The sequence below is a fragment of the Marinobacter halodurans genome (genome assembly GCF_004327985.1).
Lineage (GTDB): Bacteria > Pseudomonadota > Gammaproteobacteria > Pseudomonadales > Oleiphilaceae > Marinobacter_A > Marinobacter_A halodurans.
The window spans coordinates 100944-127335 of the sequence record NZ_SJDL01000002.1; the positions used below are offsets into that span (position 1 = coordinate 100944).

General features: G+C 61.6%; 25 protein-coding genes and 1 tRNA gene. 5 read left to right on the plus strand and 21 right to left on the minus strand.

Features of this window, described 5'->3' with window-relative positions; translation table 11 throughout:
- Nucleotides 1-54 precede the first annotated feature (54 nt).
- From tgt to EZI54_RS01915, 15 genes are all read right to left on the minus strand, one after another.
- Entirely contained in the window at nt 55-1179 is a 1125-nt protein-coding gene (gene tgt / locus EZI54_RS01845) for a tRNA guanosine(34) transglycosylase Tgt (protein WP_131478649.1), read from the minus strand.
- 14 nt (nt 1180-1193) lie between these two features.
- Entirely contained in the window at nt 1194-2267 is a 1074-nt protein-coding gene (queA, locus tag EZI54_RS01850) for a tRNA preQ1(34) S-adenosylmethionine ribosyltransferase-isomerase QueA (RefSeq protein WP_131478458.1), read from the minus strand.
- An 80-nt stretch (nt 2268-2347) separates the two neighbouring features.
- A tRNA-Leu gene (locus EZI54_RS01855) sits at nt 2348-2434 on the minus strand.
- Nucleotides 2435-2535: 101 nt separating this feature from the next.
- Nucleotides 2536-4083, minus strand: a complete 1548-nt coding sequence (flgL, locus tag EZI54_RS01860; protein WP_131478460.1) for a flagellar hook-associated protein FlgL — start codon at nt 4081-4083, stop codon at nt 2536-2538.
- A gap of 23 nt (nt 4084-4106) precedes the next feature.
- Complete coding sequence (gene flgK / locus EZI54_RS01865) at nt 4107-6140, minus strand: flagellar hook-associated protein FlgK (RefSeq protein ID WP_131478462.1); 2034 nt, start codon at nt 6138-6140, stop codon at nt 4107-4109.
- A gap of 5 nt (nt 6141-6145) precedes the next feature.
- Entirely contained in the window at nt 6146-7159 is a 1014-nt protein-coding gene (flgJ, locus tag EZI54_RS01870) for a flagellar assembly peptidoglycan hydrolase FlgJ (RefSeq protein WP_131478464.1), read from the minus strand.
- A 9-nt stretch (nt 7160-7168) separates the two neighbouring features.
- Nucleotides 7169-8266 carry a flagellar basal body P-ring protein FlgI gene (locus EZI54_RS01875; protein WP_131478466.1) on the minus strand — a complete coding sequence of 366 codons (1098 nt, stop codon included), beginning with the start codon at nt 8264-8266 and terminating at the stop codon, nt 7169-7171.
- Nucleotides 8263-8937: a flagellar basal body L-ring protein FlgH gene (gene flgH, locus EZI54_RS01880; RefSeq protein WP_131478468.1), complete on the minus strand. Its 675-nt coding sequence runs from the start codon at nt 8935-8937 to the stop codon at nt 8263-8265. The genes EZI54_RS01875 and flgH overlap by 4 nt, the downstream gene beginning before the upstream one ends.
- Nucleotides 8938-8969: 32 nt before the next feature.
- Nucleotides 8970-9758: a flagellar basal-body rod protein FlgG gene (gene flgG / locus EZI54_RS01885; protein WP_131478470.1), complete on the minus strand. Its 789-nt coding sequence runs from the start codon at nt 9756-9758 to the stop codon at nt 8970-8972.
- An 81-nt stretch (nt 9759-9839) separates the two neighbouring features.
- Nucleotides 9840-10595, minus strand: coding sequence for a flagellar basal-body rod protein FlgF (gene flgF / locus EZI54_RS01890; protein WP_131478472.1), 756 nt, complete (start codon nt 10593-10595; stop codon nt 9840-9842).
- A 119-nt stretch (nt 10596-10714) separates the two neighbouring features.
- Nucleotides 10715-12670 (minus strand): flagellar hook protein FlgE, encoded by a 1956-nt coding sequence (locus EZI54_RS01895; protein WP_131478474.1) that lies wholly within the window; start codon nt 12668-12670, stop codon nt 10715-10717.
- Between the two features lie 21 nt (nt 12671-12691).
- Complete coding sequence (locus EZI54_RS01900) at nt 12692-13369, minus strand: flagellar hook assembly protein FlgD (RefSeq protein WP_131478476.1); 678 nt, start codon at nt 13367-13369, stop codon at nt 12692-12694.
- Between the two features lie 21 nt (nt 13370-13390).
- Nucleotides 13391-13840: a flagellar basal body rod protein FlgC gene (gene flgC / locus EZI54_RS01905; protein WP_131478477.1), complete on the minus strand. Its 450-nt coding sequence runs from the start codon at nt 13838-13840 to the stop codon at nt 13391-13393.
- Between the two features lie 28 nt (nt 13841-13868).
- Nucleotides 13869-14288, minus strand: coding sequence for a flagellar basal body rod protein FlgB (gene flgB, locus EZI54_RS01910; RefSeq protein ID WP_423226976.1), 420 nt, complete (start codon nt 14286-14288; stop codon nt 13869-13871).
- A 154-nt stretch (nt 14289-14442) separates the two neighbouring features.
- Entirely contained in the window at nt 14443-15000 is a 558-nt protein-coding gene (locus tag EZI54_RS01915) for a nitroreductase family protein (protein WP_131478481.1), read from the minus strand.
- Nucleotides 15001-15267: 267 nt separating this feature from the next.
- Here EZI54_RS01915 and EZI54_RS01920 point away from each other — a divergent pair, with 267 nt between their 5' ends.
- Both EZI54_RS01920 and EZI54_RS01925 read left to right on the plus strand, forming a co-directional pair.
- Nucleotides 15268-15579: an Mpo1-like protein gene (locus EZI54_RS01920; protein ID WP_131478483.1), complete on the plus strand. Its 312-nt coding sequence runs from the start codon at nt 15268-15270 to the stop codon at nt 15577-15579.
- On the plus strand, nt 15580-16992 hold the full coding sequence (locus EZI54_RS01925; protein WP_423226977.1) for an adenylate/guanylate cyclase domain-containing protein: 1413 nt from the start codon (nt 15580-15582) through the stop codon (nt 16990-16992). It begins immediately after the preceding gene.
- 7 nt (nt 16993-16999) lie between these two features.
- Here the strand turns inward: EZI54_RS01925 and queF are convergent, their stop codons facing one another.
- Genes queF through EZI54_RS01940 form a run of 3 tightly spaced genes read right to left on the minus strand, consistent with a single transcriptional unit; the run spans nt 17000 to nt 19536 of the window.
- Complete coding sequence (gene queF / locus EZI54_RS01930; protein WP_131478485.1) at nt 17000-17818, minus strand: NADPH-dependent 7-cyano-7-deazaguanine reductase QueF; 819 nt, start codon at nt 17816-17818, stop codon at nt 17000-17002.
- Between the two features lie 12 nt (nt 17819-17830).
- Entirely contained in the window at nt 17831-18604 is a 774-nt protein-coding gene (locus EZI54_RS01935) for an ABC transporter permease (protein ID WP_131478487.1), read from the minus strand.
- A complete protein-coding gene (locus EZI54_RS01940; RefSeq protein WP_131478489.1) occupies nt 18601-19536 on the minus strand; it encodes an ABC transporter ATP-binding protein in 936 nt (311 codons plus the stop codon). Before EZI54_RS01940 ends, EZI54_RS01935 begins: the two co-directional genes overlap by 4 nt.
- A 237-nt stretch (nt 19537-19773) precedes the next feature.
- On the opposite strand from EZI54_RS01940, the gene EZI54_RS01945 reads away from it, so the two are divergent.
- A complete protein-coding gene (locus tag EZI54_RS01945) occupies nt 19774-20901 on the plus strand; it encodes an organic solvent ABC transporter permease (protein ID WP_131478491.1) in 1128 nt (375 codons plus the stop codon).
- Nucleotides 20902-20934: 33 nt separating this feature from the next.
- Here the strand turns inward: EZI54_RS01945 and EZI54_RS01950 are convergent, their stop codons facing one another.
- The 3 genes from EZI54_RS01950 to EZI54_RS01960 form a co-directional block, all read right to left on the minus strand.
- Nucleotides 20935-22236 carry an HD-GYP domain-containing protein gene (locus EZI54_RS01950; protein WP_131478492.1) on the minus strand — a complete coding sequence of 434 codons (1302 nt, stop codon included), beginning with the start codon at nt 22234-22236 and terminating at the stop codon, nt 20935-20937.
- A gap of 189 nt (nt 22237-22425) precedes the next feature.
- The gene (locus EZI54_RS01955; RefSeq protein WP_131478494.1) at nt 22426-22992 is read right to left on the minus strand and encodes a hypothetical protein; all 567 of its coding nucleotides are present in this window, start codon (nt 22990-22992) and stop codon (nt 22426-22428) included.
- A gap of 85 nt (nt 22993-23077) precedes the next feature.
- On the minus strand, nt 23078-23344 hold the full coding sequence (locus tag EZI54_RS01960) for a PilZ domain-containing protein (protein WP_131478496.1): 267 nt from the start codon (nt 23342-23344) through the stop codon (nt 23078-23080).
- A 282-nt stretch (nt 23345-23626) separates the two neighbouring features.
- Between EZI54_RS01960 and EZI54_RS01965 the strand changes: the two genes are divergently transcribed.
- Entirely contained in the window at nt 23627-24643 is a 1017-nt protein-coding gene (locus EZI54_RS01965; RefSeq protein ID WP_131478498.1) for a Fe(3+) ABC transporter substrate-binding protein, read from the plus strand.
- A 58-nt stretch (nt 24644-24701) separates the two neighbouring features.
- A complete protein-coding gene (locus tag EZI54_RS01970) occupies nt 24702-26390 on the plus strand; it encodes an ABC transporter permease (RefSeq protein ID WP_131478499.1) in 1689 nt (562 codons plus the stop codon).
- Nucleotides 26391-26392: the final 2 nt, after the last annotated feature.

A 26392-nucleotide genomic window follows, 5' to 3' on the forward strand; every position in this document is an offset into this window, starting at 1 on the left:
TATCGGCCCTTTGCCAAGGGTCGCACGGCGGCGCTCAATTCCCGCAAATCCGTTTCAGGATTCGCCAGCCAGCGGCGGCACGGTCTGGCCCCGACGCGCGTAGAACTGGTGGATAAAGTCCGACAATGTACCTGCTTCAATAGCCCCACGCAATCCAGCCATCAGGTTCTGATAATACCGCAGGTTATGGATGGTATTGAGCTGTGCCCCCAGCATTTCACCGCACCGGTCAAGATGGTGCAGATAGCCCCGGGAGAAATGCTGACAGGTGTAGCAGTCGCAGTCCGCATCCAGCGGGCCCGTATCGTTGCGATGCCGCGCGTTGCGGATCTTGATCACGCCTTCACTGGTGAACAGGTGACCGTTGCGTGCGTTGCGGGTCGGCATCACACAGTCAAACATATCCACCCCGCGCCGGACGGCCTCGACGATGTCCTCCGGCTTGCCCACGCCCATCAGGTAACGCGGCTTGTCGGCCGGCATCTTCGGCGGCAGGAAATCCAGGATGCGGACCATGTCCTCCTTGGGCTCACCGACGGACAGACCACCGATCGCGTAGCCATCGAACCCGATATTGACCAGCCCATCCAGCGATTGTTCCCGAAGCTGAGGATACATGCCGCCCTGGACGATGCCGAACAGTGCCGACGGACTGTCGCCATGGGCATCACGACTGCGCTGGGCCCAGCGTAGGGACATTTCCATGGAGTCCTTCGCCTGCTTCTCGGTGGCCGGATACGGCGTGCACTCGTCGAAAATCATGACGATGTCCGAGCCCAGCTTGCGCTGGACCTCCATGGAGATCTCGGGGGACAGCTCGACCGGCGAACCGTCCACCGGGGAGCGGAACCTGACGCCCTGCTCCGTGATCTTGCGCATTTCTCCCAGGCTGAAGACCTGAAATCCGCCGGAATCGGTCAGGATCGGCCCCTGCCACTGGGTGAAATCGTGCAGGTCGCCATGCTCGCTGATGACGTTGGTGCCGGGGCGCAGCATCAGGTGGAAGGTATTCCCGAGAATGATCTCGGCGCCGATCTCCTTGATATCCCGCGGCAGCATGCCCTTGACGGTGCCGTAGGTGCCGACCGGCATGAAGGCGGGGGTCTGTACCTCCCCCCGCGGGAAGGTCAGCGTGCCCCGTCGGGCCCGCCCATCGGTGGCGAAAGTCTTGAAGGACATGAAACAGCGATCGCTCATCGCGTTGACTCCTGCAGGGCGCGCTCTGCCTGCACCGACAGCTTTTCGCCGGTCACAAACATGGCATCGCCATAACTGAAAAACCGGTAGCGCTCGGCAACCGCCGCCCGATAGGCCGCCATCACACCGTCGTAACCGGCAAAGGCACTGACCAGCATGATGAGGGTGGATTCAGGCAGATGGAAATTGGTGATCAGCACGTCCACACACTGGAAGCGGTAGCCGGGATAGATGAAGATGTCCGTCTCGCCCTGGAATGCGACCAGCTCGCCACTCCGGGAGGCCGATTCCAGCGACCGCACGGACGTGGTCCCGACGGCGACGACACGGCCGCCACGAGCCCGCGTGCGCGCCACGGCTTCGACGGTTTCGGCCGGAACGTCGACCACTTCGCTGTGCATCTGGTGATCTTCGACGCTGTCCACTCGCACCGGCTGGAAGGTGCCGGCACCCACATGCAGGGTCACGAACGCCTGCTCGATGCCCCGCTCCTCCAGTTCCGTCAGCAGCGGTTCGTCGAAATGGAGTCCAGCGGTCGGCGCGGCTACGGCACCGGCTTCGCAAGCATAGACGGTCTGGTAGCGCTCCCGGTCACTGCCCTCATCCGGGCGATCGACATAGGGCGGCAATGGCATGTGCCCGACCGCCTCCAGCAGCGCCAGCACCGACTCGGCGCCGCTGTCGAGGACGAGATGAAACAGCGCATCCTGGCGCTCCTTGACCCGGAAAGCACCGCCGCCCTCCACCAGGATACGCTGGCCGGGTTTGGGCGATTTGGACGAGCGGATATGGGCCAACAGTTCCCGCTGGTCGAGGACCCGCTCCACCAGGATCTCCAGCTTGCCGCCGGTCTCCTTCTGGCCGAACAGGCGGGCGGGAATCACGCGGGTGTTGTTGAAAACCAGCAGGTCGCCGGGACGCAGCAGATCGAGGATATCGCGAAACCTGCGATGGTCGATCGCGCCGGTGGGCCCATCGAGATGCAACAGGCGGCTCGCGCTGCGTTGTTCCAGGGGATAGCGCGCGATCAGTTCGTCCGGGAGGTCGTAATGGAAATCAGAGACTTTCATGGCGGCTCAACCTGATCTGGCAAGGGGACTCACCAACGGCTGGCATTCAGGTCCCGGAGGATACACAACGTATTGGAAAATGGTGCCGGGGGTGGGACTCGAACCCACACGCAGTCGCCTGCACGAGATTTTGAGTCTCGCGTGTCTACCAGTTTCACCACCCCGGCTTTTGGAGAGTGCCGCGATTATACTGAGGCGAATCCCAGCGTCAACCGGCAACCGCTGGAAATACGCCAGAATCCGCGAAATCCGGACCCTGGCGCGCGCCCTACAGACGGTCGAACAACGACAGTTGCGACACCTTCGCAAAAGACTGCTGGGCCGCCTGCAACACGAAGCTCTGGTAGCTCAGCGTACTGACCGCCTCGGCGTAGTCGACGTCGCGCAGCTGCGAGGTGATCTTGTCGGTATAGATGGACGAATCCGACAGGAAATCCCGGGTCGACTCCACCGCATTCAGGCGACCGCCGATGTCGGTCTGGGTAACCAGGATGCTCTCCTGGGCGTTGTCCAGGTTCTTGAGGGAGTCGGCAATCAGCTCGTCGAACGCCTGCTGCCCGCTGGCAAAGGTAGCGGAATCGGTGCTGTCCGCCTGGATGGCCCCTCCGTTGATGTCGATGTCCTGGAACTTGGCCCCGGAAATATCGAGGTTGCCGCCCCACCCGCCGGCATCGATCGCCAGGTTACCATGGGTCGACTCGATCTGGATTGATCCCGGCAGGCCATCGGTATTGACGCTGACCCCTTGCAGGGCTTTATCCGTACTGGTGTTGATCGCATCGGCCAGGTCGGCCAGTCCATCGGTGTTGTCAAAGCTGAACGTGACGCCGTTGATGGTCAGCGAGTCTCCCCCCGCCTGCGCGGAGAAGTCACTCACCGTGGCGACGGCGGGGCTTTTCGGTTGCGTCTCCAACCCGTAGATCAGTTTCTCGATGGTGTTGAACACCGACTGGCTGTCCGAGGTCTTGACCAGGAACTTGTCGCCATCGGCCGCGCCGGTGATCTCGAACTGGATACCCGCCACTTCGATGCTGTCACCACTGGTATAGGTGTTGTCCGCCGGCGTGAGATCTGCGCCCGTCGATCGGTTGGTCACCGTATAGGTGCCGGCTGTCGCGTTCACTTCGACGATCAGGTCGTCCGGATAGACGCCGTTGAATACCTCCTGATCCAGCATCATGCCGGTGCTGATGGTTGCCGGCGGGGTGGAGGTATTGGTCCTGCTGGCCGTGGTGAAGAACGCCGGATGGTTGCTGGCCACGTTGGAAAACAGCGCCTTGCCGTTATCGCTGATCGCCACTTTCACGCCAGCGTCTATTTCCAGCTCCCGCTGCCCCTCATCGCCCTGGTAAACCCAACTGCCGGACACATTCTGCTGGAACGCCTGGGTGTTGCCCTTGAAACCGCTGAAGATGTACTCGCCGGACGCATCACGGGTATTGGCCAGGCCGGCCAGCTGCGACAGCCGCTCCTTGAGTTCCGCGGCAACCGAGCGCCGGTCCTCCGCCGACAGGGCACCGTTCCCCGCTTCCACCGTGAGCTCCCGCACCCGATGGATGACGTCGGTGATGTTCGACAAGGTGCTCTCTTCCTGCTGCAGGCGGTTTTCTGCCAGGTCGATCCCGCGCTGGTACTGGTCGATCTGCGCGTTCTGCTGATCCAGCTTCAGTAACCGGGCGGCCGCCACCGGATCGTCCGAGGGATTGATCACGCGCTTGCCGGTCGATATCTGCTGCTGCGTCTTCTGCAGTTGGGTGTTGAGGTCCTGCAGCCGGTTGACGCCCCCGTTGAAGATTTGCTGTGAGGATATACGCATGCTTGCTCCTGCCTTCGGCTGCCTTATCGGAAGGTACTTAACAGGGTGTCGAAAAGATCCTGCGCCACGCTGATGACCTGCGCCGACGCGTTATAGCCCGCCTGGTACTGGATCAGCCGCCCAGCCTCCTCGTCGAGGTTAACGCCGGAGACGGACTCCCGCTGGTTGGTGGATTGCTCCAGCAGGGCCTGGCCGGCCTCCAGATCCATCTGACTCTGGCGGGTCGTCGTCCCCACGGTTTCCACCAGGCCGGCGTAGGCTTCGCTGAAGCTCTGGCTGCCGCCGTTCATGGTGTTGGCCGTGCCGAGACTGCCCAGCAACTGCGCGTTGCGGTTGTCGGAAACCCCGTCCGTGTTGTAATCGATCATGAACACGTCGTTGGCCTGCGGGTTACCGGTGATCTCGAACTGGAAGCCCCGGTAGTTGGGATCGGACGGGTCCTCCGAAAACAGTTTGTTGCTCACCCCCGGCTGGTAGGTGCCGGTGACCGGCGGGTTCAGGGCCTGGGGATTGGTCGGGTCCGAGGCATCCAGGATTTCGTAACTGGTGTCGGAGGTAAACCGCACCATCAGGGGTGGCGAAAGCTGGCCGCGCTGGCTGAAGCCATCCAGCGGTACGTTGGTGAGCGGATTCCTGACACTCAACATCGTCCCCTGGGAAATGCTGGCATCGCCGGTATTCCCCTCATCGGCCTCTGCCGAGACCGGTGTCGCAAACGCCAGATCCTCCTCCCGATCGATTTGCAGCTCGATATTGGCCGCTGCGTTCCGCGTGGGCCGGATCAGGTAGCTGTCGCCATCCTGGAAGCTGCCCGACTCGATGTGGACATTGAACCCGGGCATCTCGATTTCGGCCGGCAGCGGATCCGGCAGTTGACCCTGGCGAACGGTTTTGCCGGTATCCACGTCGACCACTTCAAAGTTTTCGCCGTTGGCACCACTGAACTTCAGGGTGTAGGACTTGGCCGCCAGATCGCTGGTGTTGGTGATTTCCACCGACACCACCCCATCCTGCGGCGCGCCGTTGTTGGCGTTGGGCGTCACCCGGTCCAACTGCGTGGAGCGGCTGTTGATATCGGTAAAGAACATCCCCCCCAGGTCGCCTTCCAGGTCCATACCGATGCTGTGCTGCTTGTTCACCCGATCGGACACCGCCAGTGCAATACGGCCGAGCTGGTCAAACGCCGGTTCCAGCACCTTGTTCTGGAAGGTGCGTAGTCCGCCCAGCGAGCCACCGATGATCTGGTCGGTAACATCGGTCACCCGGTTGCCGTTGGTCAGCTTGAAGCTGAGCTTGGCCGGATCGGAATCCGACGTCTCGGTCGACAGACTGGCGGCCTGGGCGCCCACGACCAGGGCCTGACCGCTGGTCAGGGAGACGTTGACCTGGTAGCCGTCGGCCTCCGAGACCTTCACCTGGATGATTTCAGACAGCTGCCGCAGCTTCTCGTCGCGCTTGTCGAGCAGGTCGTTGGGCATCTTGCCCTGGGCAATACCGGGACTCTGGGCGATCTGCTCGTTCAGGTCGGCAATGCTGGACAGCAGCGAATTCACATCCGAGGTGGCCTGATCCATCTGCCCGGTGACCGATTCCCGTTGCTGGATCAACTGCTCGTGCAGCGACTGGAAGCGGTTGACCAGCCCCTGGGCCTCGCTCAGCACCAATTGGCGTTGCGGCAACGCGGCCGGGTCTTCCGCCGCGCTCTGGATACTGGTGAAGAAGTTGTTGAGTGCCGAGTTCAGGCCGGTGGATTCACCACCCAACAGGTTGTCCAGGTTGGTCAGCTCGGTATTGAGGGTATCCTGCTCATTGAACAGGGAGGTGTCCGAACGCAGTTGGTTGACCACGAACTGGTCGGTGATACGGCGGATGTCGCTGACATTGACCCCCGTGCCCACCGAGCCCACGCCGCTGCGCTGACCGTTCCGGGCTTCGAGGGTCACCTGCTGCCGGCTGTAGCCATCGGTGTTGGCATTGGTGATGTTGTTGCCGGTAGTATTCAGGGCGGACTGATGCCCCAGAATGCCGGAAAGACCGATATTGATCAGGCCCGCCATGACAATTACTCCTCAGTACCCTGGTTCAGGGACAGGGACTGCCCTGTGACCGCATCGAACATGTCACTGTTAAGAATGCCGCGAATCTTCGCGCCATAAGCCGGATCCGTGGCGTAGCCGGCCTGCTGTAGGCCGTTGGCGAAGGCTTCCGGATCATCCGCCACCGACAGCACGTCTCGATAGCGCGGGTTGTCCTGCAGGAAGCCGACGTAATCCTCGAAGCTGGACCGGTAATCCGGGTAGGACCGGAATGCGGCCCGCTCCTTGAGCGGAATGCCGTCACGGTATTCGGTGGTCACGATGTCCACAGAGTTACCCTGCCAGCGGCTGTCCGCCTTGATGCCGAACAGGTTCCGGCTGGCCTCGCCGCCGTCACCGCGAATCATGTGGCGCCCCCAACCGGTTTCCAGCGCCGCCTGCGCCACCATCACCTTGGGATCGATGCCCGAATCCCCGGCGACTTTTTCCGCCAGCGGCAGCAGCGTCCGGACAAACTGTTCCGGCGAGTCGAACGTCTCGGGCATGGCATCGCCAGCGCCCTCGGTTGCCACCGGGGAGGCTTCCGTTTTCGTGTTTTCAGCCAGTGCCCGAACCTGGGCCACCTCTTCCGGCAGGCGCGGCGAGAGTGCCGGCAGGCTGCGCTCGTAATCGGTAATGCTGGCCTTGTGCGTGCCGGATCTGTCGCCCTCAGCCTGCATCCCCGGAATCTGCTTCGACAGCTGTCGGACCAGGGTCTCGGAGAGGCCAAAACCGCCCTTCTGGCTCATCGTCAGCGTCAGTTGGCTGTCGAACATCTGCTGATAGAACTTCGACTGGCTGCTGTGCAGGTAATTGCCCTCGGCATAGACGTCGTTGACCTTGCGCATGGACTTGAGCATCTGCGCCAGGAACAGGCTCTCGAACTGCTTGGCCACCTGCTCCAGCGCCGCTTTCTTGTCCTTGTGCGCTTCCGTCTTCAGGGCATTCAGGCCACTGAAGTCGGTGTAGTACTGCGCCGTGTCGAGCCGGGAATCCTGCATCGTTCACACCTAGATCACGATCAGCTCGGCGCGCAGGGCGCCGGCCTGTTTGAGTGCCTCCAGCACAGCCATCACGTCACTGGGTGCCGCGCCCACCTGGTTCACCGCCTCGACGATCTCATTGAGGGTGACGGCCGGGCCGAACTTGAACATGCGCGCCGGCTCCTGGGTGGTTGTGATCGTGGTGTCCTGGGTCACCACAGTGTCGCCTCCGGACAGCGGTCCCGGCTGGCTGACGTTCGGGTTCTCTTCAATGGTCACCGTGAGGTTGCCATGGGTAATGGCCGCCGGGCTGACATGCACGTTCTGGCCCACCACGATCGTCCCGGTACGGCTGTTGATGACGACCTTGGCCGCCTCCTCCGCCGGGTTCACATCCAGGTTCTCCAGCACCGACAGGAAGCTGACCCGCTGGGACGGATCCCTTGGTGCCTTGACGGAGATGGAGCTCGCATCGTGGGCATAGGCCATATCCGGCCCGAGGGTATCGTTGATGACGTCCACCACCCGGCGGGCGGTGGTGAAGTCCGGACGCATCAGGTTGAAGGTGATGGTGTCGCCCCGATCGAACGGCGAGGTCACTTCGCGCTCGACGGACGCGCCGTTGGGAATGCGGCCGACACTGGGCAGGTTGACGGTGATCTTGGATCCGTCGGCACCGGAGGCGCCGAAACCGCCCACCACGAGACTGCCCTGGGCCATGGCATAGACCTGGCCGTCAGCACCCTTGAGCGGCGTCATCAGCAGACTGCCGCCGCGCAGACTGTCGGCGTTGCCGATGGAGGACACCGTAATGTCGATTTCCTGGCCGCGCTTGGCAAACGGCGGCAAGGTGGCGTGTACGGTCACCGCGGCCACGTTGTCCAGCTTGGGATTGACGTTGGCCGGTACCGTAATGCCGAACTGGTTCATCAGGTTACGGAAGGTCTGGTCGGTGAACGGCGCGGAGTCGCCGGTACCGTCAAGCCCAACCACCAGGCCATAGCCTACCAACTGGTTGGAACGCACACCCGCGACCCGGGCCAGATCCTTGAGGCGGTCCGCCATGACCGGCTGCGCCAGGACGGCCATCGCCAGCAGTGTCAGGAAGGCTCGTTTCAGACTCATAGCGGGAACCACTCGCTGTTGAAGAAGCGGGACAGCCAGCCCTGGCGTGTGGCGTCGTCGAAGTCGCCGGTACCGCCGTAGGCAATCCGCGCATCGGCGATCCGGTTGGACGACACGGTGTTATCCGTTGAAATATCCTGCGGCCGGACCAGACCGGTCAGGCGAATGTATTCATCGCCGTTGGTCAGGGAGATCCACTTCTCGCCGCGAATCCGCAACACACCATTCGGGTAGACGTCGGTCACGGTGACCGTAATGCTGCCGGCCAGGCTGTTGCTCTGGTCCGCGCTCGCCTGCCCCTTGAAGTCGCGATCAAACTGGGGGTTGGTGGCCAGGTTCAGCTTGTCCAGACCCAGGATCGCGCCGTCGTTGAAATCCACCTGGTTTTCTTTCTTGATCTTGTTGTCGGCGCTCTTCGAGGCCTGCGTCTGCTCTTCCAGATTGACCATCAGCACATCACCGACGTTCAGGGCCACCCGGTCGCCGTAGAAATTGAAATTGCGCGACGTCTGGTAGATCGCACCGGATGACGGATCCCGCTGCATCATGGACTGGGCCATGACCGGCGCGTAGTCCGGATCATCGGGCACGGCCCGGGGGCGGCTGACAGCCTGGCAGCCCTGCAGGGCCGCCAGGATGACGATCAGTAACGGTGTCAGTCTGGATTGCATTGGCTTATACCTCCTCTACCCGTCCGTCAACGTCAGCCAACGTTCTGGGTCAGGAACTGGAGCATCTGGTCGGTGGTGGACACCACCTTGGAATTCATTTCATAGGCGCGCTGGGTGGTGATCATGTTCACCAGCTCCTCGACCACTTCGACGTTGGACGACTCGGTCATGCCCTGCTGGATGGCGCCCAGCCCGTCGATTCCCGGATCGCCTTCCTGGGGCGCACCGCTGGCATTGGTCTCCACGAACATGTTGTTCCCGATGGCCTGCAGCCCCTGCGGATTCACGAAATCCACCGTCGTGATCTGCCCCAACTGGACCGGATTGGCCGAATCGTTCACGACTGCGGTAACGGTGCCATCCGTGCCGACGGTGATGTGCGTGGTGTTGTCCGGCACATTGATGTTGGGTTCGATCGGATAACCGTTGGCGGTGACAATGTCGCCATCCGAGTTGAGTTGGAACTGACCGTCACGGGTGTAGGCGATGTTGCCGTCCGGCTTCAGCACCTGGAAGAAACCCCGGCCATCGATGGCCATGTCCAGCGGCTGGTCCGTGACCTGCAGGTTCCCCTGGGTGAATTGCTTGGCGGTTCCTACCACACGGACACCAGTACCGAGCTGAAGGCCCGATGGCAGCTGCGAATTTTCCGATGACATGCCACCAGGCTGCCGATGGATCTGGTACAGCAGGTCCTGGAACACGGCACGGTCACGCTTGAAGCCCGTCGTGTTGACATTGGCCAGGTTGTTGGAAATGGTCGCCAGGTTCGTGTCCTGGGCGCTCAAACCGGTTTTACTGACCCAAAGTGCTGGATGCATTTTCTATACTCCTGCAAAGAATCCGTCGGCGGGCGGCGAGAAATTGCCGCTTTTGCCCCGCCTCAGCGATGACTCCGACTGTTAACCCAGATTCTGCAACAGCCGTGCCGTCGCCTGTGAATTGCTTTCCGCCGTGCGCATGATCTTGACCTGCATCTCGTACTGGCGGGCCAGTTGGAGGTTGTCGATCATCTCCTCGACCGCGTTGACGTTGGAGGCTTCGAGAAAGCCCGGTTCGATGCGCACGGTCGGGTCCGCCGGAGCGACCGTGCCTGCCTGCCCTTCCGGACCGCTGCGCAGGAAGCCATCGGTGCCTTTATGCATACTGTCCTGCGAGGGGTTGACCAGCTTCAGCCGGTCGATCTGCACCAACTGGTTGGGCGGGCCGCCGGCGGGCACGATGGACACGGTGCCATCCTGCGCGATCGTGAGGCTGTCGTAGGGCGGTAATGCCACCGGGCCGCCATTGCCCAGTACCGGCTCGCCGGAGGCCGTGCGCAGCATCCCGTTGACGTCGACGCTCAGACTGCCGGAGCGGGTGTAGACCTCTTCCCCGCTGTCCGCCTGGACCGCCAGCCAACCGTCACCATTGACCGCGACGTCAAGATCCCGTCCGGTTTCCATCAGCGCCCCGGCGGACAGATCCGTGCCCGGCCTTTCGGTCATGGCGTAGGCCCGGGTCGGATAGGCTTCCCCGAAAACCGGCATACTCCGGGCCTGGGCGAAATCCCGCTTGAACCCGGTGGTGTTCACATTCGCCAGGTTGTTGGCATGGGCCTGCTGACCCAGCATCGACTGCTTGGCGCCGGACATACCGATGTAGATGGATTTATCCATGGGAAAACTCCTGCCGGATTTTTGACTCTTGCAGTGAATAAAGCAGAAGTCGTGCCAGAAGGAGCTAAAACCGCGTCAGCCCTGGCCTGGACGGCTCAGGACTGACGCGTGGGGAAGGTTTAGCGGAGGTTGATGATGGTCTGGGTGACCGCGTCGGAGGTTTCGATGGTCTTGGCGTTGGCCTGATAGTTACGCTGGGCGATGATCAGGTTGACCAGTTCCTCGGACAGATCGACGTTGGATTCCTCAACGGAGCTGGCCGCAATCGAGCCCAGCGTCCCGCTGCCGGGTGAGCCGATGATCGGCTGGCCGGACTCGAACGTCTCCACCCAGGTGGTATCGCCAACCGGCGACAGGCCTTCGGCGTTCTTGAACGTCGCCAGCGACACCTGCCCCAGCGACTGGGACTGACCGTTGGAGTAACGGGCAAAGATCACCCCCTCATCGGACACGTCCAGACCGGACAGGCGGCCGGTGGTATACCCGTTCTGGGTCTGGTCGTTCACGGCGAATTCGCTGCCGAACTGCGTGGTGTCCCCCATCCCGATCACGAAATTGGAGCTCTCGGGGGGATCCGGAATCGGCGTCGTTCCCCCGGCACTGACCAGCCGCGGACCATCGGCACCGTTAGGCTGGCCATTCTGGTCCAGCGGCGTCCAGTTCGAGATCAGCACTTCACCGTCAGGATCACCGTCAATGCTCTGCAGGTTACCCTCTTCATCGAACACCAGGTCATACTGGGCCATGGTCGGCTGACCGGTCGAGTTGGGGGGGTCCCCGACGTTCTCGCCATCGATCTGCACGTACATGCTCCAGGCGTTGCCCTGGCTGGCCGACGTGGTCGGTTCCTTGACGAAGTACTGGGTCATCACGTGCGGATTACCCAGACTGTCATAGATGGTGCTGGAGGTCGCGTGGTTGTAGGTGCCCTGGTCGGTGGGATCAAAGGTATTGCTGGTGAATGCCGTCGGTGTCACGCCATCGAGGATCGTGGTGGTGGAAGGTGCCACCGCCGATGCCGCCAGTTGGGTTTCACCATCGAGCGTGATGCTGACTTCACCGACCTGGGTCGATGGATTGGTGCTGTCGTTGGAGAGCGCTGCTCCCCCCGAGAACGTCATGGTCCCGCCGTCGCTGTTGGTGTCCTGATAGGCCAGACGCAGGGTGTCCCCCCGGCTGGAGATCAGGCGCAGCTCTCCGGAGGCCGTCACCGTGGCATTGATGCTGCTCAGCGATGAGCCGTTGATGTCGTCCGCCAGCTTCTGCACCCGCTGGGCCGTGGTCAGCGGGTTACCGCTGGAATCCGTATCGGCAATGGTGAAATCGACGCCTTCCAGGGTCAGCACATCGTCCGCCTGGATGCCGGAACCGTCCAGCAAAACCTCGGTGCGGCCGGAGGCGCTGACATTTTCCTCCTGGCTCAGGGCATTGGCGATCTCCCGGGCCGAGCTGCCTGCCGGGACGTTGACCGTGCTGGTGCTGCCATCGGCATAGGTGATGGTGAAGTTCTGCTCACCGGTGGATTCATCCGGCGCAAAACTCCGCGTCTGGATGCGGGTTCCGCTGGTGGCCAGCACACTCTCCCGGGAATCCAGGTTGAGCTGCGATGCCACGTTCGTGGTCCGACGCGGGGCCAGGTTGTCGCTGTCGATCATCAGGTCGCCCCGCACGCCCGACAGGTTGCCGTCGTCATCCGCCTGGAAGCCCTGGACGCGCATGCCCTGGTTGTTGACGACAAACCCGTCCTTGTTGATGCTGAACTGACCGGCGCGGCTGTAGCGCACTTCACCGTTGTTGTTCAGGATAAAGAAGCCATCACCATCGATGGCCATATCCAGCCCATTGTCGGTAAAGCTGATATTGCCCTGCCCGAACGTCTGGTTGACCGACTGGACCTTCACCCCATCGCCGATCGCGTTGGTGGCACCGGAGAGAAAGCCACTGGCATAGAGATCGCCGAACTGGACTTCACTGCCCTTGAACCCGACCGTGCTGGCGTTGGCGATGTTGTTGCCGCTGACATCCAGATCCACGGACGCGGCCCGCAGACCGCTGAGACCGATATTGAACGCCATACTTCACCTCTTGAAATGCTGTTAGTTAATCTGCCGCACGTCGGACAGGCCCACAGAGCCCATGCCCGCCAGGTTCAGAGTGACCTTGCCGCTGGTACCCAGCGACACGCTGTCCACATTGGCACTGATCATCGTGCCAAGCTGTTCGGTGCCGGAGGTATATCCGGCGTTGGCTTTCAACTGGTAGGTGCCCTCCGGCAGATCATTGCCGTTGGCATCCTTGCCATCCCAACTGAACGATTTCTGGCCGGCAGTCGCTGATCCCAGATCCAGCTGTCGCACCAGTTCGCCGGACGTGTTCAGGACGTCCACGCGCAGGCTGGATGTGGCCGCCGGCACCTCGACCGAACCCTTCACTTCGCCGGATGCCCCGAGAATGGCCGTCTGCGACGGCACCATCACGGTTCGCCCCACCATGGCGGAGGCCTGCAGCGCCTGGGTGGAGCGGAACTGCCCGGCCACATCCTGGACGCTGTCGGAAATGCCCTGCATCTCCTCCAGTGAGCTGAACTGGGCCAACTGCGCCAGGAAGTCACCGTTTTCCTGCGGCTTGAGCGGGTTCTGGTTGTTGAGCTGGGCGATCATGAGTTCCATGAACTCGTTCTTGCCCATGTCGCTCGTGGATTTGGTACTGCTGCTGTCCTGCGACCGGTATTGACTCAGTACGTCGGCTGCGGAGGTACCATTGACCGTACTCATACTCTGCTCCTTACTGAGTCATTACTGACCGAGGGTCAGGATGCGCTGCATCATGGATTTTGCGGTGTTCATGACGTCGACATTCATCTCGAAGCTGCGCGACGACGACATCATGTCCGCCATTTCCTCGACCACGTTGACGTTCGGGTAGAACACGTAACCGTCTTCGTTGGCCTGGGGGTTGTTCGGCTCGTAACGCATCTGCAGGTCCTCGTCGCTCTCGACGATCCCCTGCACCTGCACGCCGGCGGAGGCTCCGCTTTCCGGGCCCCAACTGCGACCGAACGGATCGGCAGCGTTCATGGCATCCTGCTGGATCGCCGCAAAGACCGGCTTGCGGGCCCGGTAGGTGCTGTCGGTGCTGGAGCTGGCCGTCTCGGCGTTGGCCAGGTTGGATGCCGTGGTATTCAGCCGCAGGGACTGGGCTGTCATACCGGAGCCGGCGATATCAAAAATGTTTCCTAGTGACACGACCTCTCTCCTCTACCCTGCGGTCCCGTTATTCGCCCTTGATGGCCTTGGTCAGGCCGGCGAACTTGCTGTTGAGAAACTGGAAGCTGGCCTGGTAGTCCATGGCATTACGCATGAAACGGGCCTGCTCCTGCTGTGCATCGACGGTATTGCCATCCAGCGAAGGCTGGTAGGGGTTGCGATACATCAACAATGCGCGGTCGCTCATGGCCGCATCCGGATCGATATGGCCGGGCTCGGTACGGGCCATGGCCAGTTCACCGGACTGGCCCTGAGCCTCACCCAGTGCCGCCTTGAAGTCGATATCCCGCGCCTTGAACCCGGGCGTATCGGCGTTGGCCAGGTTGTTGGCCAGGATCTCGGCACGCTGGACACGAACATTCAGTGCCTTCTCGTGAATTCCCAGCGCATTTTCAAAACTGATCGCCATTGAATCTCTCCACGGCATTGCCGCAAAACGATGTTGGAGGAGTCAAAGCAACAGTGGTGCCAGTTTGGCGAAGTCGCCGTCATTACTGGCCTGGCGGAGAGGTAAGGCAATATCGGAGAGAGGTTTCAGGAGGAAAGCGGCAAGAGCTTTCCCCCGATCACGGCAGTCGTCTTCAGGACGGCCAGCGGGAGACGAAGCTGGCCGGGTCCGGGCGTTCCAGCGCCGGTTTGTGGGTGGCAGGCGTGCCGACATAGAGAAAACCGGCAATGCGCTCATTCGGTGCCAGGCCCAGACCTTCCCTGACCGCTTCATGGTAGGCCACGGGGCCTGTGCGCCACATCCCGGCAAAGCCCCGGGCCTGGAGCGCCAGCAGCATGTAGGCCATACCGCAACCGGTGGAAATCGATTCCTCGATGGCAGGGACCTTGGGATGGGACTGGTGGCACGTTATACCAACGATGATCATCGGCGCCCGCCGGGGCATCTGTTGCAACTTTTCCACCGTCGGCATCAGCGGATCATCGGCGTCGGCGATACGCGCGAACACTTCACCCAGGGCCGTCAGGCCCTCGCCTTCGATCACCAGGTATCGCCATGGCCGCAACAACGCATGATCCGGCGCCCGGGCCGCACAGGCGAAAACCTCTTCCAGAACGTCCGGTCCAGGCGCCGGCGTCGTCAAACGGGGCTCGGACGTGCGAGCCAGGATCGATTCGATGGTCTTACTCATATTCATTCCCGGAAAAACGTTGAAGCCGATGGCCGGAACGGACGTGTGCCGGACGGCCTGTTCCCATGCACATTCGACAAAATCGCCGACGTTCAGCTGGTAATTGTGGCAGTTCAGCAATACTGCTAATCTTTATAAAGCGCTTTACAGAGTGGTGGCTGCCCGTCCGGGCGACCCGCTCCGACACCTGATGACAATGGACCGAAGTGCAGGTCCGGGGTCAGCCTGGCCCCAAACACTATAACAACAAGCTGCCGGCGGAAAGCGATGACAGAACAAGGCCGTTTCAACCGTTTTGCGGATTTCTATCCGTACTACCTGGAAGAGCACAGCGACGTCACCTGCCGTCGCCTGCATTATCTGGGGAGTATCCTGGTGCTTGCCATCCTGCTGTATGCCGTGACCACGTCGCAGTGGCTTTACCTGCTGCTGCTCCTCGTCGTGGGCTATGGCTTTGCGTGGCTGGGCCATTTCCTGTTCGAGAAAAACCGACCGGCGACGTTCCAATACCCGCTGTATAGTCTGATGGGCGACTGGGTCATGCTCAAGGACATGCTGACGGGTCGGATTCGGTTCTAGATGATGAATGCTCCCCTGGCCAGCGGCAAGTCATTGCTGCTCGAAACACAAAGCAAACCGGTCGTCATTCCCCCGATGCCGGATTACAACGGGCGGGTGCTGGCGTATGTTGGCGCGGCTGCGGTTATCTTCACCGGACTGCTCAGCCACACCTTTGCGGACTGGCTGATCTGGCTGGTGCCGGGCGCCCTGCTCTGGCCCCATGCGGTCCATTTCCTTACCCGCCAGACATTCCTCAGGCGCTACAGCCGCGTCCGCCACAAGATGCTTCACGTGGACTGCGCGCTCGGCGGTGCGTTTGCCGGCACCATCGGACTGGTGGCGACACCATCGCTGTCGATCATGATGATGCTCATGTTCAGCTGCATGTTGCTCGGCGGCCTGCGCCAGTGGCTGTTCGGCATTTTCTGGTTTGCCCTGGCGGCCGTTGCCGGACTGGCCATGAACGGCATGGCCGTTTCACTGCAGGCACCACTCGTGCTCAGTGTGGTCGCGATCCTGGCGACAGCCACATTCATCTGCATAACCGCTTTCTATGCGCACCAGCAGGCCCGTGCGCTGATGTCCGCCAAGACCCAGATCCAGTACCAGCGGGAACAGTCGATCGCCCTTTCCCACAAGCTGTCCAAGTACCTGTCACCCCAGGTCTGGCAGTCCATCTTTACCGGCGAGCGTGACGTGCGTCTGGAAACCCAGCGCAAAAAACTCTCGATTTTCTTCTCGGATATCAAGGGGTTCACCGAACTGTCCGAGGAAATGGAGCCGGAAGCCCTCACCGAGCTGCTCAACCACTACTTCAACGAGATGTCCCAGGTCGCGCTCAAGTATGGCGGCACCATCGACAAGTTCGTGGGCGACTCGATCATGATCTTCTTCGGAGACCCCACCAGCCGGGGGCCGCGGGAGGATGCGCTGGCCTGCGTATCGATGGCTATCGACATGCGCAAACACATGAAGATCATGCGCCAGAAGTGGCGTAGCCAGGGGATCAAGACCCCGCTGGAAATCCGTATGGGGATCAGCGCCGGCTATGCCACCGTGGGCAACTTCGGCGCCGAAAACCGGATGGATTACACCATCATCGGCAAGGAAGTGAACCTGGCCAGCCGACTGGAATCCCTGGCCGACCCCGGCGAAATCCTGGTCTCCTACGAAACCTTCTCGCTGATCAAGGACAAGATCATGTGCCGCGACAAGGGCGAGATTACCGTAAAAGGCTTTGGCCGGCCGGTGCCGATCTATGAAGTCATCGACTTCCGGCGGGACCTGGGCGCTGAGCGCAGCTTCATGGAACATGAGAAAGCCGGCTTTGCCATGTACCTGGATTCCGAAAAAGTCCGCGGCTACGAGCGCGCGGCCATCCTGCAAGCCCTTGAGGACGCCGCCGAGCGGCTGCGACAAGGCGAAGATTAGCCCCCGGTTACTGTCGAATCAGGCGCAGCATGGCCGGTGCGCTGGCTTCGGTACTGCGCCACGGATTGATATCCAGGCCACCACGCCGCGTGTAATGGGCACTCACCGTCAGCGACTCGGGTTGGCAACGCGCCATCAGATCCGTGAACACCGTCTCCACGCAGTGCTCGTGGAAGTCCTGCTTCTGGCGGAAGCCCACCACGTAATGCAGCAATCCGGCCCGATCGATCTTCGGACCGGTGTAGTGAATCAACAGGGAGCCCCAGTCCGGCTGTCCGGTGACCGGACAGTTGCTCTTGAGCAGGTGTGAGCACAGGGATTCCGTCACCACCTCGCCTGCTGCCACCAGCTTGTCGGGACACGGCTCATAGCCCGTCACCTCGATGGGCTCGTCGTCGATCAGCTCGTAGCCGGACGGCTGGGGCGCGATGTGGGCGGTCTCGTCCACGGAACAGAGTTCACAGGTCACCGCGGCACCGGAGGCGCTGGACAGATCCCGCTCCAGCCGCTCGATCACCTGTGCCCGGTCGGAGAAAGTCTCCTGATTCAGCGAATTCAGGTACAGCTTGAAGGACTTGGATTCGATGAGGTTTGGAGAGGCTGCCGGAATCCTGAAAATCCCCCAGGCCACGGCCGGAACCCCGTTCGGGCGTAACCAGGACAGCTCCCAGGCCTGCCAGACGTCACCGCCGAACCAGGGCCAGCGCCCGTCTTCCAGCCCGATGCGCTGGCGATTGTCCAGCCTCGGCACCGGAAACAGCAACTCCGGCGCATAGTGTTGGGGGTATTCGCTGGCTTTCCCCAGCGGTGCATTCTGCAGAGCCATAGTCCGTTCCTGTCAGTGGCGGATGCCGCGACCACGCGCGAGCATGCGCAGGCAGAGTACGATCAGGATAACGATAAACAGGACGATCATGGACAGCGAAACGCCCACATTTACGTCCGATATCCCCAGAATGCCATAGCGGAACGCATTGACCATGTAGAGGATCGGGTTCGCCATCGAGATCGCCCGCCAGAAATCCGGCAGCAGCTGGATGGAATAGAACACGCCCCCCAGGTAGGTCAGCGGCGTCAGCACGAAGGTGGGGACGATGGAGATGTCGTCAAATTTGGTGGCCAGCATCGCGTTGATAAAGCCGCCCAGGGAAAACAGCATCGACGTGAGCGCCACCGTCAGGATCGTCGCTCCCGGGTGGTGCAGGGTCAGGTTGGTAAAGCCGAGCGACAGTATGGTCACGATCAGGCCGACGCCCAGACCCCGCGCCATGCCGCCGGCCACATAACCGGCCAGGATGATGTAGTTCGGCACCGGCGAGACCAGCAGCTCCTCGATGCTGCGCTGGAATTTCATGCTGAAGAAGGACGACACCACGTTGGCGTAGGAACTGGTGATCACCGACATCATGATCAGCCCGGGCACGATGAAGGCCATGTAGTCCTGCCCGTCCATCTGGCCGATGCGCGAGCCGATCAGGTTGCCGAAGATCACGAAGTACAGCGTCATGGTGACCGCCGGAGGCAGCAGCGTCTGCGGCCAGATACGGGTGAAGCGGCGCACTTCCCGGACAACGATGGTCGAAAAGGCGGTCAGCTTGGCGTCCGGACTCATGCCTTACCTCCTGCCTGGCTGTTTTCCTGAACCATACGAATGAAGAGCTCCTCCAGTCGGTTGGCCTTGGTGCGCATGCTCACCACCCGTATTCCCTTGTCATCCAGATGGCCGAACGCGGAATTCAGGTCCTGCCCCCGGCGTACGTCAAGCTCCAGTTGGCTGTCATTGACCAGGCGGGTCTCGAAGTCAGGGAATTGCGGCGCTGCATCGACCGGTTCGGCCAGATCGAGGAGGAATGTCTCCACGCTCAGCTGCTTGAGCAGGTCCCGCGTGCTGGTGTTCTGCAGGATGCTGCCGTGGTCGATAATGGCGATATTGCGGCACAGCGCTTCCGCCTCTTCCAGGTAATGGGTGGTGAGGATAATGGTGGTTCCACGGCGGTTCATTTCCTGCAGGAAGGTCCACATGGAGCGACGCAGTTCGATATCGACACCGGCCGTGGGTTCGTCCAGGATCAACAGTTTCGGCTCGTGCACCAGGGCCCGGGCAATCATCAGGCGGCGCTTCATGCCGCCCGAGAGCATACGGGCCGGCTCATTACGCTTGTCCCACAGCCCCAGCTCCTTCAGATAATGCTCCGCCGACACCCGCGCCCGCTTGGCAGGAATACCGTAATAACCCGCCTGGGTGACGACAATGTCGATAACCTTCTCGAACTGGTTGAAGTTCATCTCCTGAGGCACCACCCCCAGATTCATCTTGGCACCGGACAGATCACGGTCGATGTCGTGACCGAACACGAACACCTTGCCCGACGTCTTGTTCACCAGCGAACAGACGATCCCCAGCGTAGTGGACTTGCCGGCTCCGTTGGGTCCAAGCAACGCGAAGAAATCGCCCTGGCGGACTGTCAGGTCGATACCTTTGAGCGCCTCGAAGCCTGAATCGTACGTCTTTCGGAGATTTTCTATCTTCAGTGCATCCATCATGGGTGCCCAGCCTGCTTTTTCTGATGGGAGATTGCGCCTTGAGATCGTCTGTAAATTGTGCCGGGACCTGAAAATTCAACCCCTTCCGGCGGATTGGGCCAGCCCGCAGCCCCGGCGTGTGACTTTGGCAAACTGCGACAGGTGTCCAACAAGCCCGTTGCGCTGGCTCTTATAATCAGCCCCATAACAATGAAGGCCTGATGCACACCGGCCCACCATGGAAAGACAGACGAGCCTATGAACCTCAAGCCCTTTCTGCTGCTTGCTCCGCTGGCCCTGATCCAGGGCTGTGGCGGTGGTGATGGCGGCGATGACACGGCCACCGGACAACTCACCCTGAGCGGCATCCAGGGCCTGTCCTACCAGACCCGGAGCCAGACCGGAACAACCGACGCCCGCGGCCGCTTTCACTACTACGCCGGCGAAACCCTGACCCTCAGTGTCGGCAACCTGCCGTTGGTGTCGGGCGTGCCTGCCGACGAGGTCGTTACCCCGCTGGAGTTCCTGCCGGAGACCCGCAGGCTCCTGGATAATGCGACGGTCGACGACCTGGGCCTGCTGAGCCACCGACCGGCGGAACAACAGGCCATCGCAAACACCACGCTGCGCAACATGACCCGCTTCCTGCTGGCCCTCGATGAAGACGGAACCACGGCCGACAGCAACCAACTGGTATTCACCGACCGGGTCATCAGCCAGTTGAACGCCGCGCTGTCGACACTGGACCAACCCATCGACTTCACGGTGCCGGAAAGCCAGTTTATCAACGAGGTCACCGAGGACAGGGAGACCACCGCCGACGCCGACCTGACCCCGGCCAACCGCCTGCTCAAGGCCATCTGCTTCTACCCGGAGGGCGACGAACTCTGCGAAGACCCGCCCACCCAGGCGGACATCGATGCCGCGCCGACACCGCCTGAGAACGGCACCGCAAGAGATCCGGACGTCGTCTACAGCGACGAGTTGGAAAGCAAGCGCAACCGGATACTGAACGCCATCCGCAAGGTCGAGGATATTGATTCCGACGATATCGACGAATACCTCACCAGCGAGCTGGACCGCATCACCACCGACATCGCCAACGAGTACTACCTCAGCCAGGTCACCCAGGAACTGCCAGCTTCGGATACAGCCATTCACGAAGTGACGGTACGCCGGGTCGGCCAGAAGGTATCACTGGAGAGCATCGAAGCCATCAGCACCGACGAAAACGCCCTGGTCGTCCATAGCTACAGTGCCCAGACCCACTCGGCGGAGTACTTCATTGACGGCGAGGCGGGGGATGACGCGGAACTGATCGTGAACTTCAAACCGGACGATGACTACCGCTGGCTGAGGAAGCCGCTGCGCGTGGTTATCCAGTAGCGGTAAGATCGCCCCGACCGGGGCGACCGGAGATCAGCCCAGCAGGTGCTTCAGGCTCCAGCGGGCAGCCGCGCCGGTGACCTCGAAATGGCGCGGGTCGAGCCCCTCCGCCCCAAACGGCAGGCAGCCGTTGACCGAGATAACCTGATCGGGTTGGCGTCCTTCGTTGACTTCCGCCAGGTTCACGACCCGGGCCACTTTCAGCGGGCGTCGTTGCTGATCGGTCATCACCATCACCCGCGGCCACAGACGCCGACCCGGCGTATGCGACACCACGGCACCGCGCTCACCGGAGCTCAACTCCACCAGCGTCCCGGTCGGGTAGATGCCGATCGACTGGATAAAGCGCTCCACCAGATCTTCCTGGAACTCGATGTTGCGCATTTCATAGAGGTGGGCGACAGCCTGGGCCGGCGTCATCGGCGTCTGGTCGTCCCGGGTTTCCACCAGGGCTTCGTAATAGTCCACGAGGCCGGCGATCTTGGCCAGCAGCGGGATGCGATCACCGCGGACGCGCGCCGGGAAACCGGATCCGTTATGACGCTCCCGGTGATACTGGACGATATTGATCACCGCACGCGGCATGTCGGCAGACTGGAGGCGGCGGACCCCCTTCTCGACATAGGTGCGGAACCGCTCGAAGTCCGACGCTTCCAGCCTGTTCTCATTGCGCAGCAATGCCGGCGGAAGCTCCAGCTTGCCGACATGACACAGCAAGGTGCCCAGCGCCAGGTTCTCCAGTGCGGCAGGTTCCAATCCCATGTGACGACCACAAACCAGGGCCCATATCGAGGTATTCAGGGCGTGCCGGTACGTCCTGTTGTTGTGCTGACGCAGGCGGGCCACCCAGAGCATGGCATCGGGGTGCCGAACGACACTGCCGGCCATCCCCCGGGCAACGCGATGGACACCGGAGAAATCCGGCTCCTCACCGGCCCGGATACGCCGTTCCACCTCGACCAACGCCCGGTCCACGTCCACCAGCAGACGTTTGCCCTGGCGCACTTCCCGTTTAAGTGTGGAGGAAACCGGATAATCCTGCGGATTACGGACCTGGATCGGCGGCAGCTCGATGATCTCCTGCCGCGTGCGCTTGGCGTTACGACGGGCGAAAATCGGCGCATTGGACGCCTCGTACTCCGATGTGTCGCGGGCCTCGGCCACGTCGATCATCACCCATTTGCAGTAGGACGTCAGCGTCCGGATATCGTCCTGGCTGCGAATGTGGAATCCCTGGATCGGGAAAGGAGTTTCGTGCCACGGACGATCGAGGTCAGACACGAACGCGCCCAACGACAAATCATGCACCGCTACTTTCTTTTGGCGGACACCCACGGCAGACCTCTACTCCTGGAAACGACGTCGATGATTCCATTCTGACCGGACGGCAGCCAGCGACAATAACATTTGCGTACCAGACGGTAACCTTTCACCCACATAAGGTTACTGTTCGTTATCAGACAGCAACAAAAGGTAGCGATGAGACATCAATAACAGTCAAAGCGCGACTTCCGTCACAGAAAATCAGCTCCCACAGACTTTCTCATCCAGCGCCGGCGGTTTCGCGGAGAGGCTGTCGCGGGGCGCCTCCCGGACACGGATGTTATAGGGCACCACCGAAGCCCGGAGGTAATCCCTGTTTTCCGTTTCACCATCGACCTCGATCGTGGTCTGACGGGGACGGCAGGACACCACCAGATCCAGCCGGCGGTCCAGCTCGACAATCTTCCGGGCGTTGAGGACTTCCATGCAGGTCGTCTCGGGTCCGGCGACCTGTTGCGACGGCACGGCCCTGTCGCTGGTGGTTGAAGCGCAGGCCCTGATGCCCTCGCCACAGGGTTGGACGCCCCCCTCGGAGGTGGAATCCCGCAGTTCCCAGACGCGGGTGCTGCACTGGGTTTCGAGACGGATCGGAGAGGCCCGGTCGTTCGCCAGCCACCAGTCCGGATAGTCCACGGTCTCCCAGGTCACCCGGAACTGGCGCTCCTCGCCGCTGGCATTGGCGGCACTGAATACACCGTAGTGGCTCTGATACGAGGCGCAGCCGGGCAATGCCACAAGCAGGAACGCGCAGACTGGAATCCGAAGCATGTCTGACCTGGAAGCAGGATGACTTGAAATAGGCGCGGGGCCGCGCCAGGACAGCAATGTCCCACATCGCACGGCGATGGAACAGTTACTCGTTCACAAACTGGAGCCCGAAACCGTCTACCGTCATGCGGACGACCTCCATCTCCAGGACGGGAGCCGGCACTGGCAATCCCTGCACCTGGACCTGGACCCGGTCGCCAATGTCGGGACGCTCGCCCTCCTCGGAAACGACGAAAATGCCGCCATCGGAAATATCCCGGGTATTGTAGAGCCGCTCGCCAAGCGTGGGATGGGTCACGCAGACTTTGGCATTCAGCGCGGTTCTAAGATAGGTGCGTCGATCACTGGACATCGCTGGGCTCGGTTACTGCTCAGTTGTATGGAACACAGGCCTGACCTCAGGCGGCCCAGGAGTGAAACAGAGGCTCCCTAACGCCAGACTTCCCTTTCTGGACATGGAGCATAGCACTAAATGTGACGCCCAAGTGAATGCAGGATCGACAGTTTCTGTCTTTCTCCCGCCCAGTAATAATTCTTTTTCGCAACAGCATTAAAATTCAGGTTTAATAATCGGTATCAGTGATCCGGTCATATCGGATCTCCCAGATCAACGGATTCGAAGACAGAGACCACCATGCGCAGTCGCCTTACCGCCATCGCAATTCTGGCCATCCTGCTGAACCTCCCCCTGGCGGCAATGGCCGCCGGCGAAGTCAACATCTATTCCTATCGCCAGCCTTACCTGCTTGAACCCCTGCTGGACGCCTTTACCCGCAAGACCGGCATCGAGGCGAACGTCGTTTTCGCCCGCAATGGTCTGGCCGAACGCTTGCAGCGTGAAGGCCGTAACAGCCCCGCCGACCTGGTCATGACGGTCGATATCGCCCGTCTCAACGAACTGGTCGAACGCGATCTGACCGAAGCGGTCACCACCGCAACGCTGGAGCAGGACATCCCGGCGAGCCTGCGTCACCCCGAGGGCAAGTGGTATGGGCTCACCAGCCGCGCCCGCCTGATTTTCGCGGCCAAGGACCGTGTCGAGCCCGGGGAGATTACGACCTACGAAGAACTGGCCGATCCCAAGTGGAAGGGCCGCATCTGCACCCGCAGCGGCAAGCACCCCTACAATGTCGCCCTGTTCGCCTCGATGATCGCCCATCACGGGGAAGCCAAGGCCCAGCAGTGGCTACAGGGCCTAAAGGATAACCTGGCCCGCCGGCCCCAGGGCGGCGACCGCGACCAGATCGTGGCGATCGCCGAAGGTGTCTGCGATATCGCCCTGGGCAACAGCTACTATTACGGCAAGATGCTGGAAGACGAGAACCAGCGCGCCGCTGCCGAATCCGTCAACCTGATTTTCCCGAATGCCGGGGGTCGCGGCACCCACATCAATATCAGCGGCATGGCGCTGACCCACAGCGCGCCCAATCGCGACAACGCCATCAAGCTGATGGAATACCTGACCACGCCCGAGGCCCAGACCATCTACGCCACCGTCAACTATGAGTATCCCGCCAATCCCGAGGTCCCACCCTCTGACGTCGTGGCTGGCTGGGGAACGCTGCACCCGGACGACCTGCCCCTGAATACGATTGCCGAAAACCGCGAGGCCGCCGTAAAGATGGTCGACCGGGTCAATTACGATAATTGACGCCCGAAGGGGCTGCCCGGGCCGGTTCCGGTCAGCCCTTTCCCACCGAAGGACCACCATGAACCAGGCCGCCGACGCCCAACCCGCCCCGGTTGAACAGCAAGCCCTGAAGTCAGGCACCTCCCGACGCTGGCTGCTTGCCGCAACCCTGACCACGCTGCTGGTGGCCCTGCCCGTGGGGGCCGTACTGGTGCTGGCGCTGTTTCCGGATGACAACATCTGGCCTCACCTGGTTCAAACGACGCTCCCGATCTACCTGACGAACACCATCAAGCTGATGCTGGGCGTCTCCGTACTCACGCTGGTGATTGGTGTCGGCACCGCCTGGCTGGTCACCATGTGCCAGTTTCCCGGCCGGCGCTTCTTCGAGTGGGCCCTGTTGCTGCCCTTCGCCGTACCGGCATACGTCATTGCCTATGTCTACACCGCCCTGCTCGATTACGCCGGACCGGTCCAGGCGGCACTGCGCGACGCGTTCGGCTGGCAGAATGCCGGCGATTACTGGTTTCCGGCGATCCGCAGCCTGCCCGGCGCCATCCTGATGATTGGACTGGTCCTGTACCCCTACATCTACCTGTTGGCCCGGGCCGCGTTCCTGGAGCAGTCTCCATCACTGTTCGCCGTCAGCCGAAGCCTTGGCCAGTCCGCCCTGGGTACGTTTTTTCGGGTGGTACTGCCGATTGCCCGGCCGGCCATTGCCGTCGGTCTGTCGCTGGTCTTGATGGAAACACTCAACGACTTCGGTACGGTCGACTTTTTCGCGGTAAATACACTGACGGCGGGCCTGTTCGACACCTGGATGAACCTGGGTAACCTGGGCGGTGCCGCGCAGATCGCCAGTATCATGCTCGCCTTCGTGCTGATCCTGGTAACCCTGGAACGCTACTCGCGGCGGCGCCAGCAGCAATACGCCGCCCGGGACATGCGAGATCCCCTGCAGCGTTTTGCGCTGTCCCGCCCCAGACAGGCCGCCTGCCTGGTTGCCTGCAGTTTTCCGCTGCTGCTCGGTTTCGTGGTACCGGCTGCCGTGTTGGGTTACTACGCCGTGGAATACTTTGCCGAGAGCTGGACCGACGATTTCCTGGAAAACGCCGTGAACAGCCTGTTCCTTTCCGGCACGGCAGCCCTGTCGACGCTGCTGATCGGCCTGCTGCTGGCCTACAGTCGCCGCCTGCACGATACGGCCGGTATGCGGGTGCTGATGCGCCTATCCAGTCTGGGCTATGCGATGCCCGGTGCCGTGCTGGCGGTCGGCGTCATCGTTCCCCTGGCCGCTTTCGACAACTGGCTCGACCTGCGCATGGAGCGGTGGCTGGGCTGGAATACGGGCCTGCTCCTGAGCGGAACGGCCTTTGCCATTGTCTTTGCCTACACCGTCCGCTTCCTGGCGGTGTCCGCCGGCAGCCTGGAAAGTGCGTTGCAGAAAATCACGCCGAGTATGGACATGGCGGCCCGTTCCCTGGGGATGCCCGCGGGAAAGACGCTGCTGCGGGTGCACCTGCCGATGCTCAAAGGCACGCTGCTGACGGCGGCCCTGGTGGTGTTCGTCGATTGCATGAAGGAATTGCCGGCCACACTGATCCTGCGGCCGTTCAACTTCGAGACCCTGGCAACCTATGTGTACCAGTACGCCTCCGATGAAATGCTGCGTCAAAGCGGGTTACCAGCGCTGGTGATCGTGGTGGCGGGTATCATTCCCGTGGTGCTGATGAGCCGTTCGATCGCGGCCTCACGGGAGTTCCACTGAGC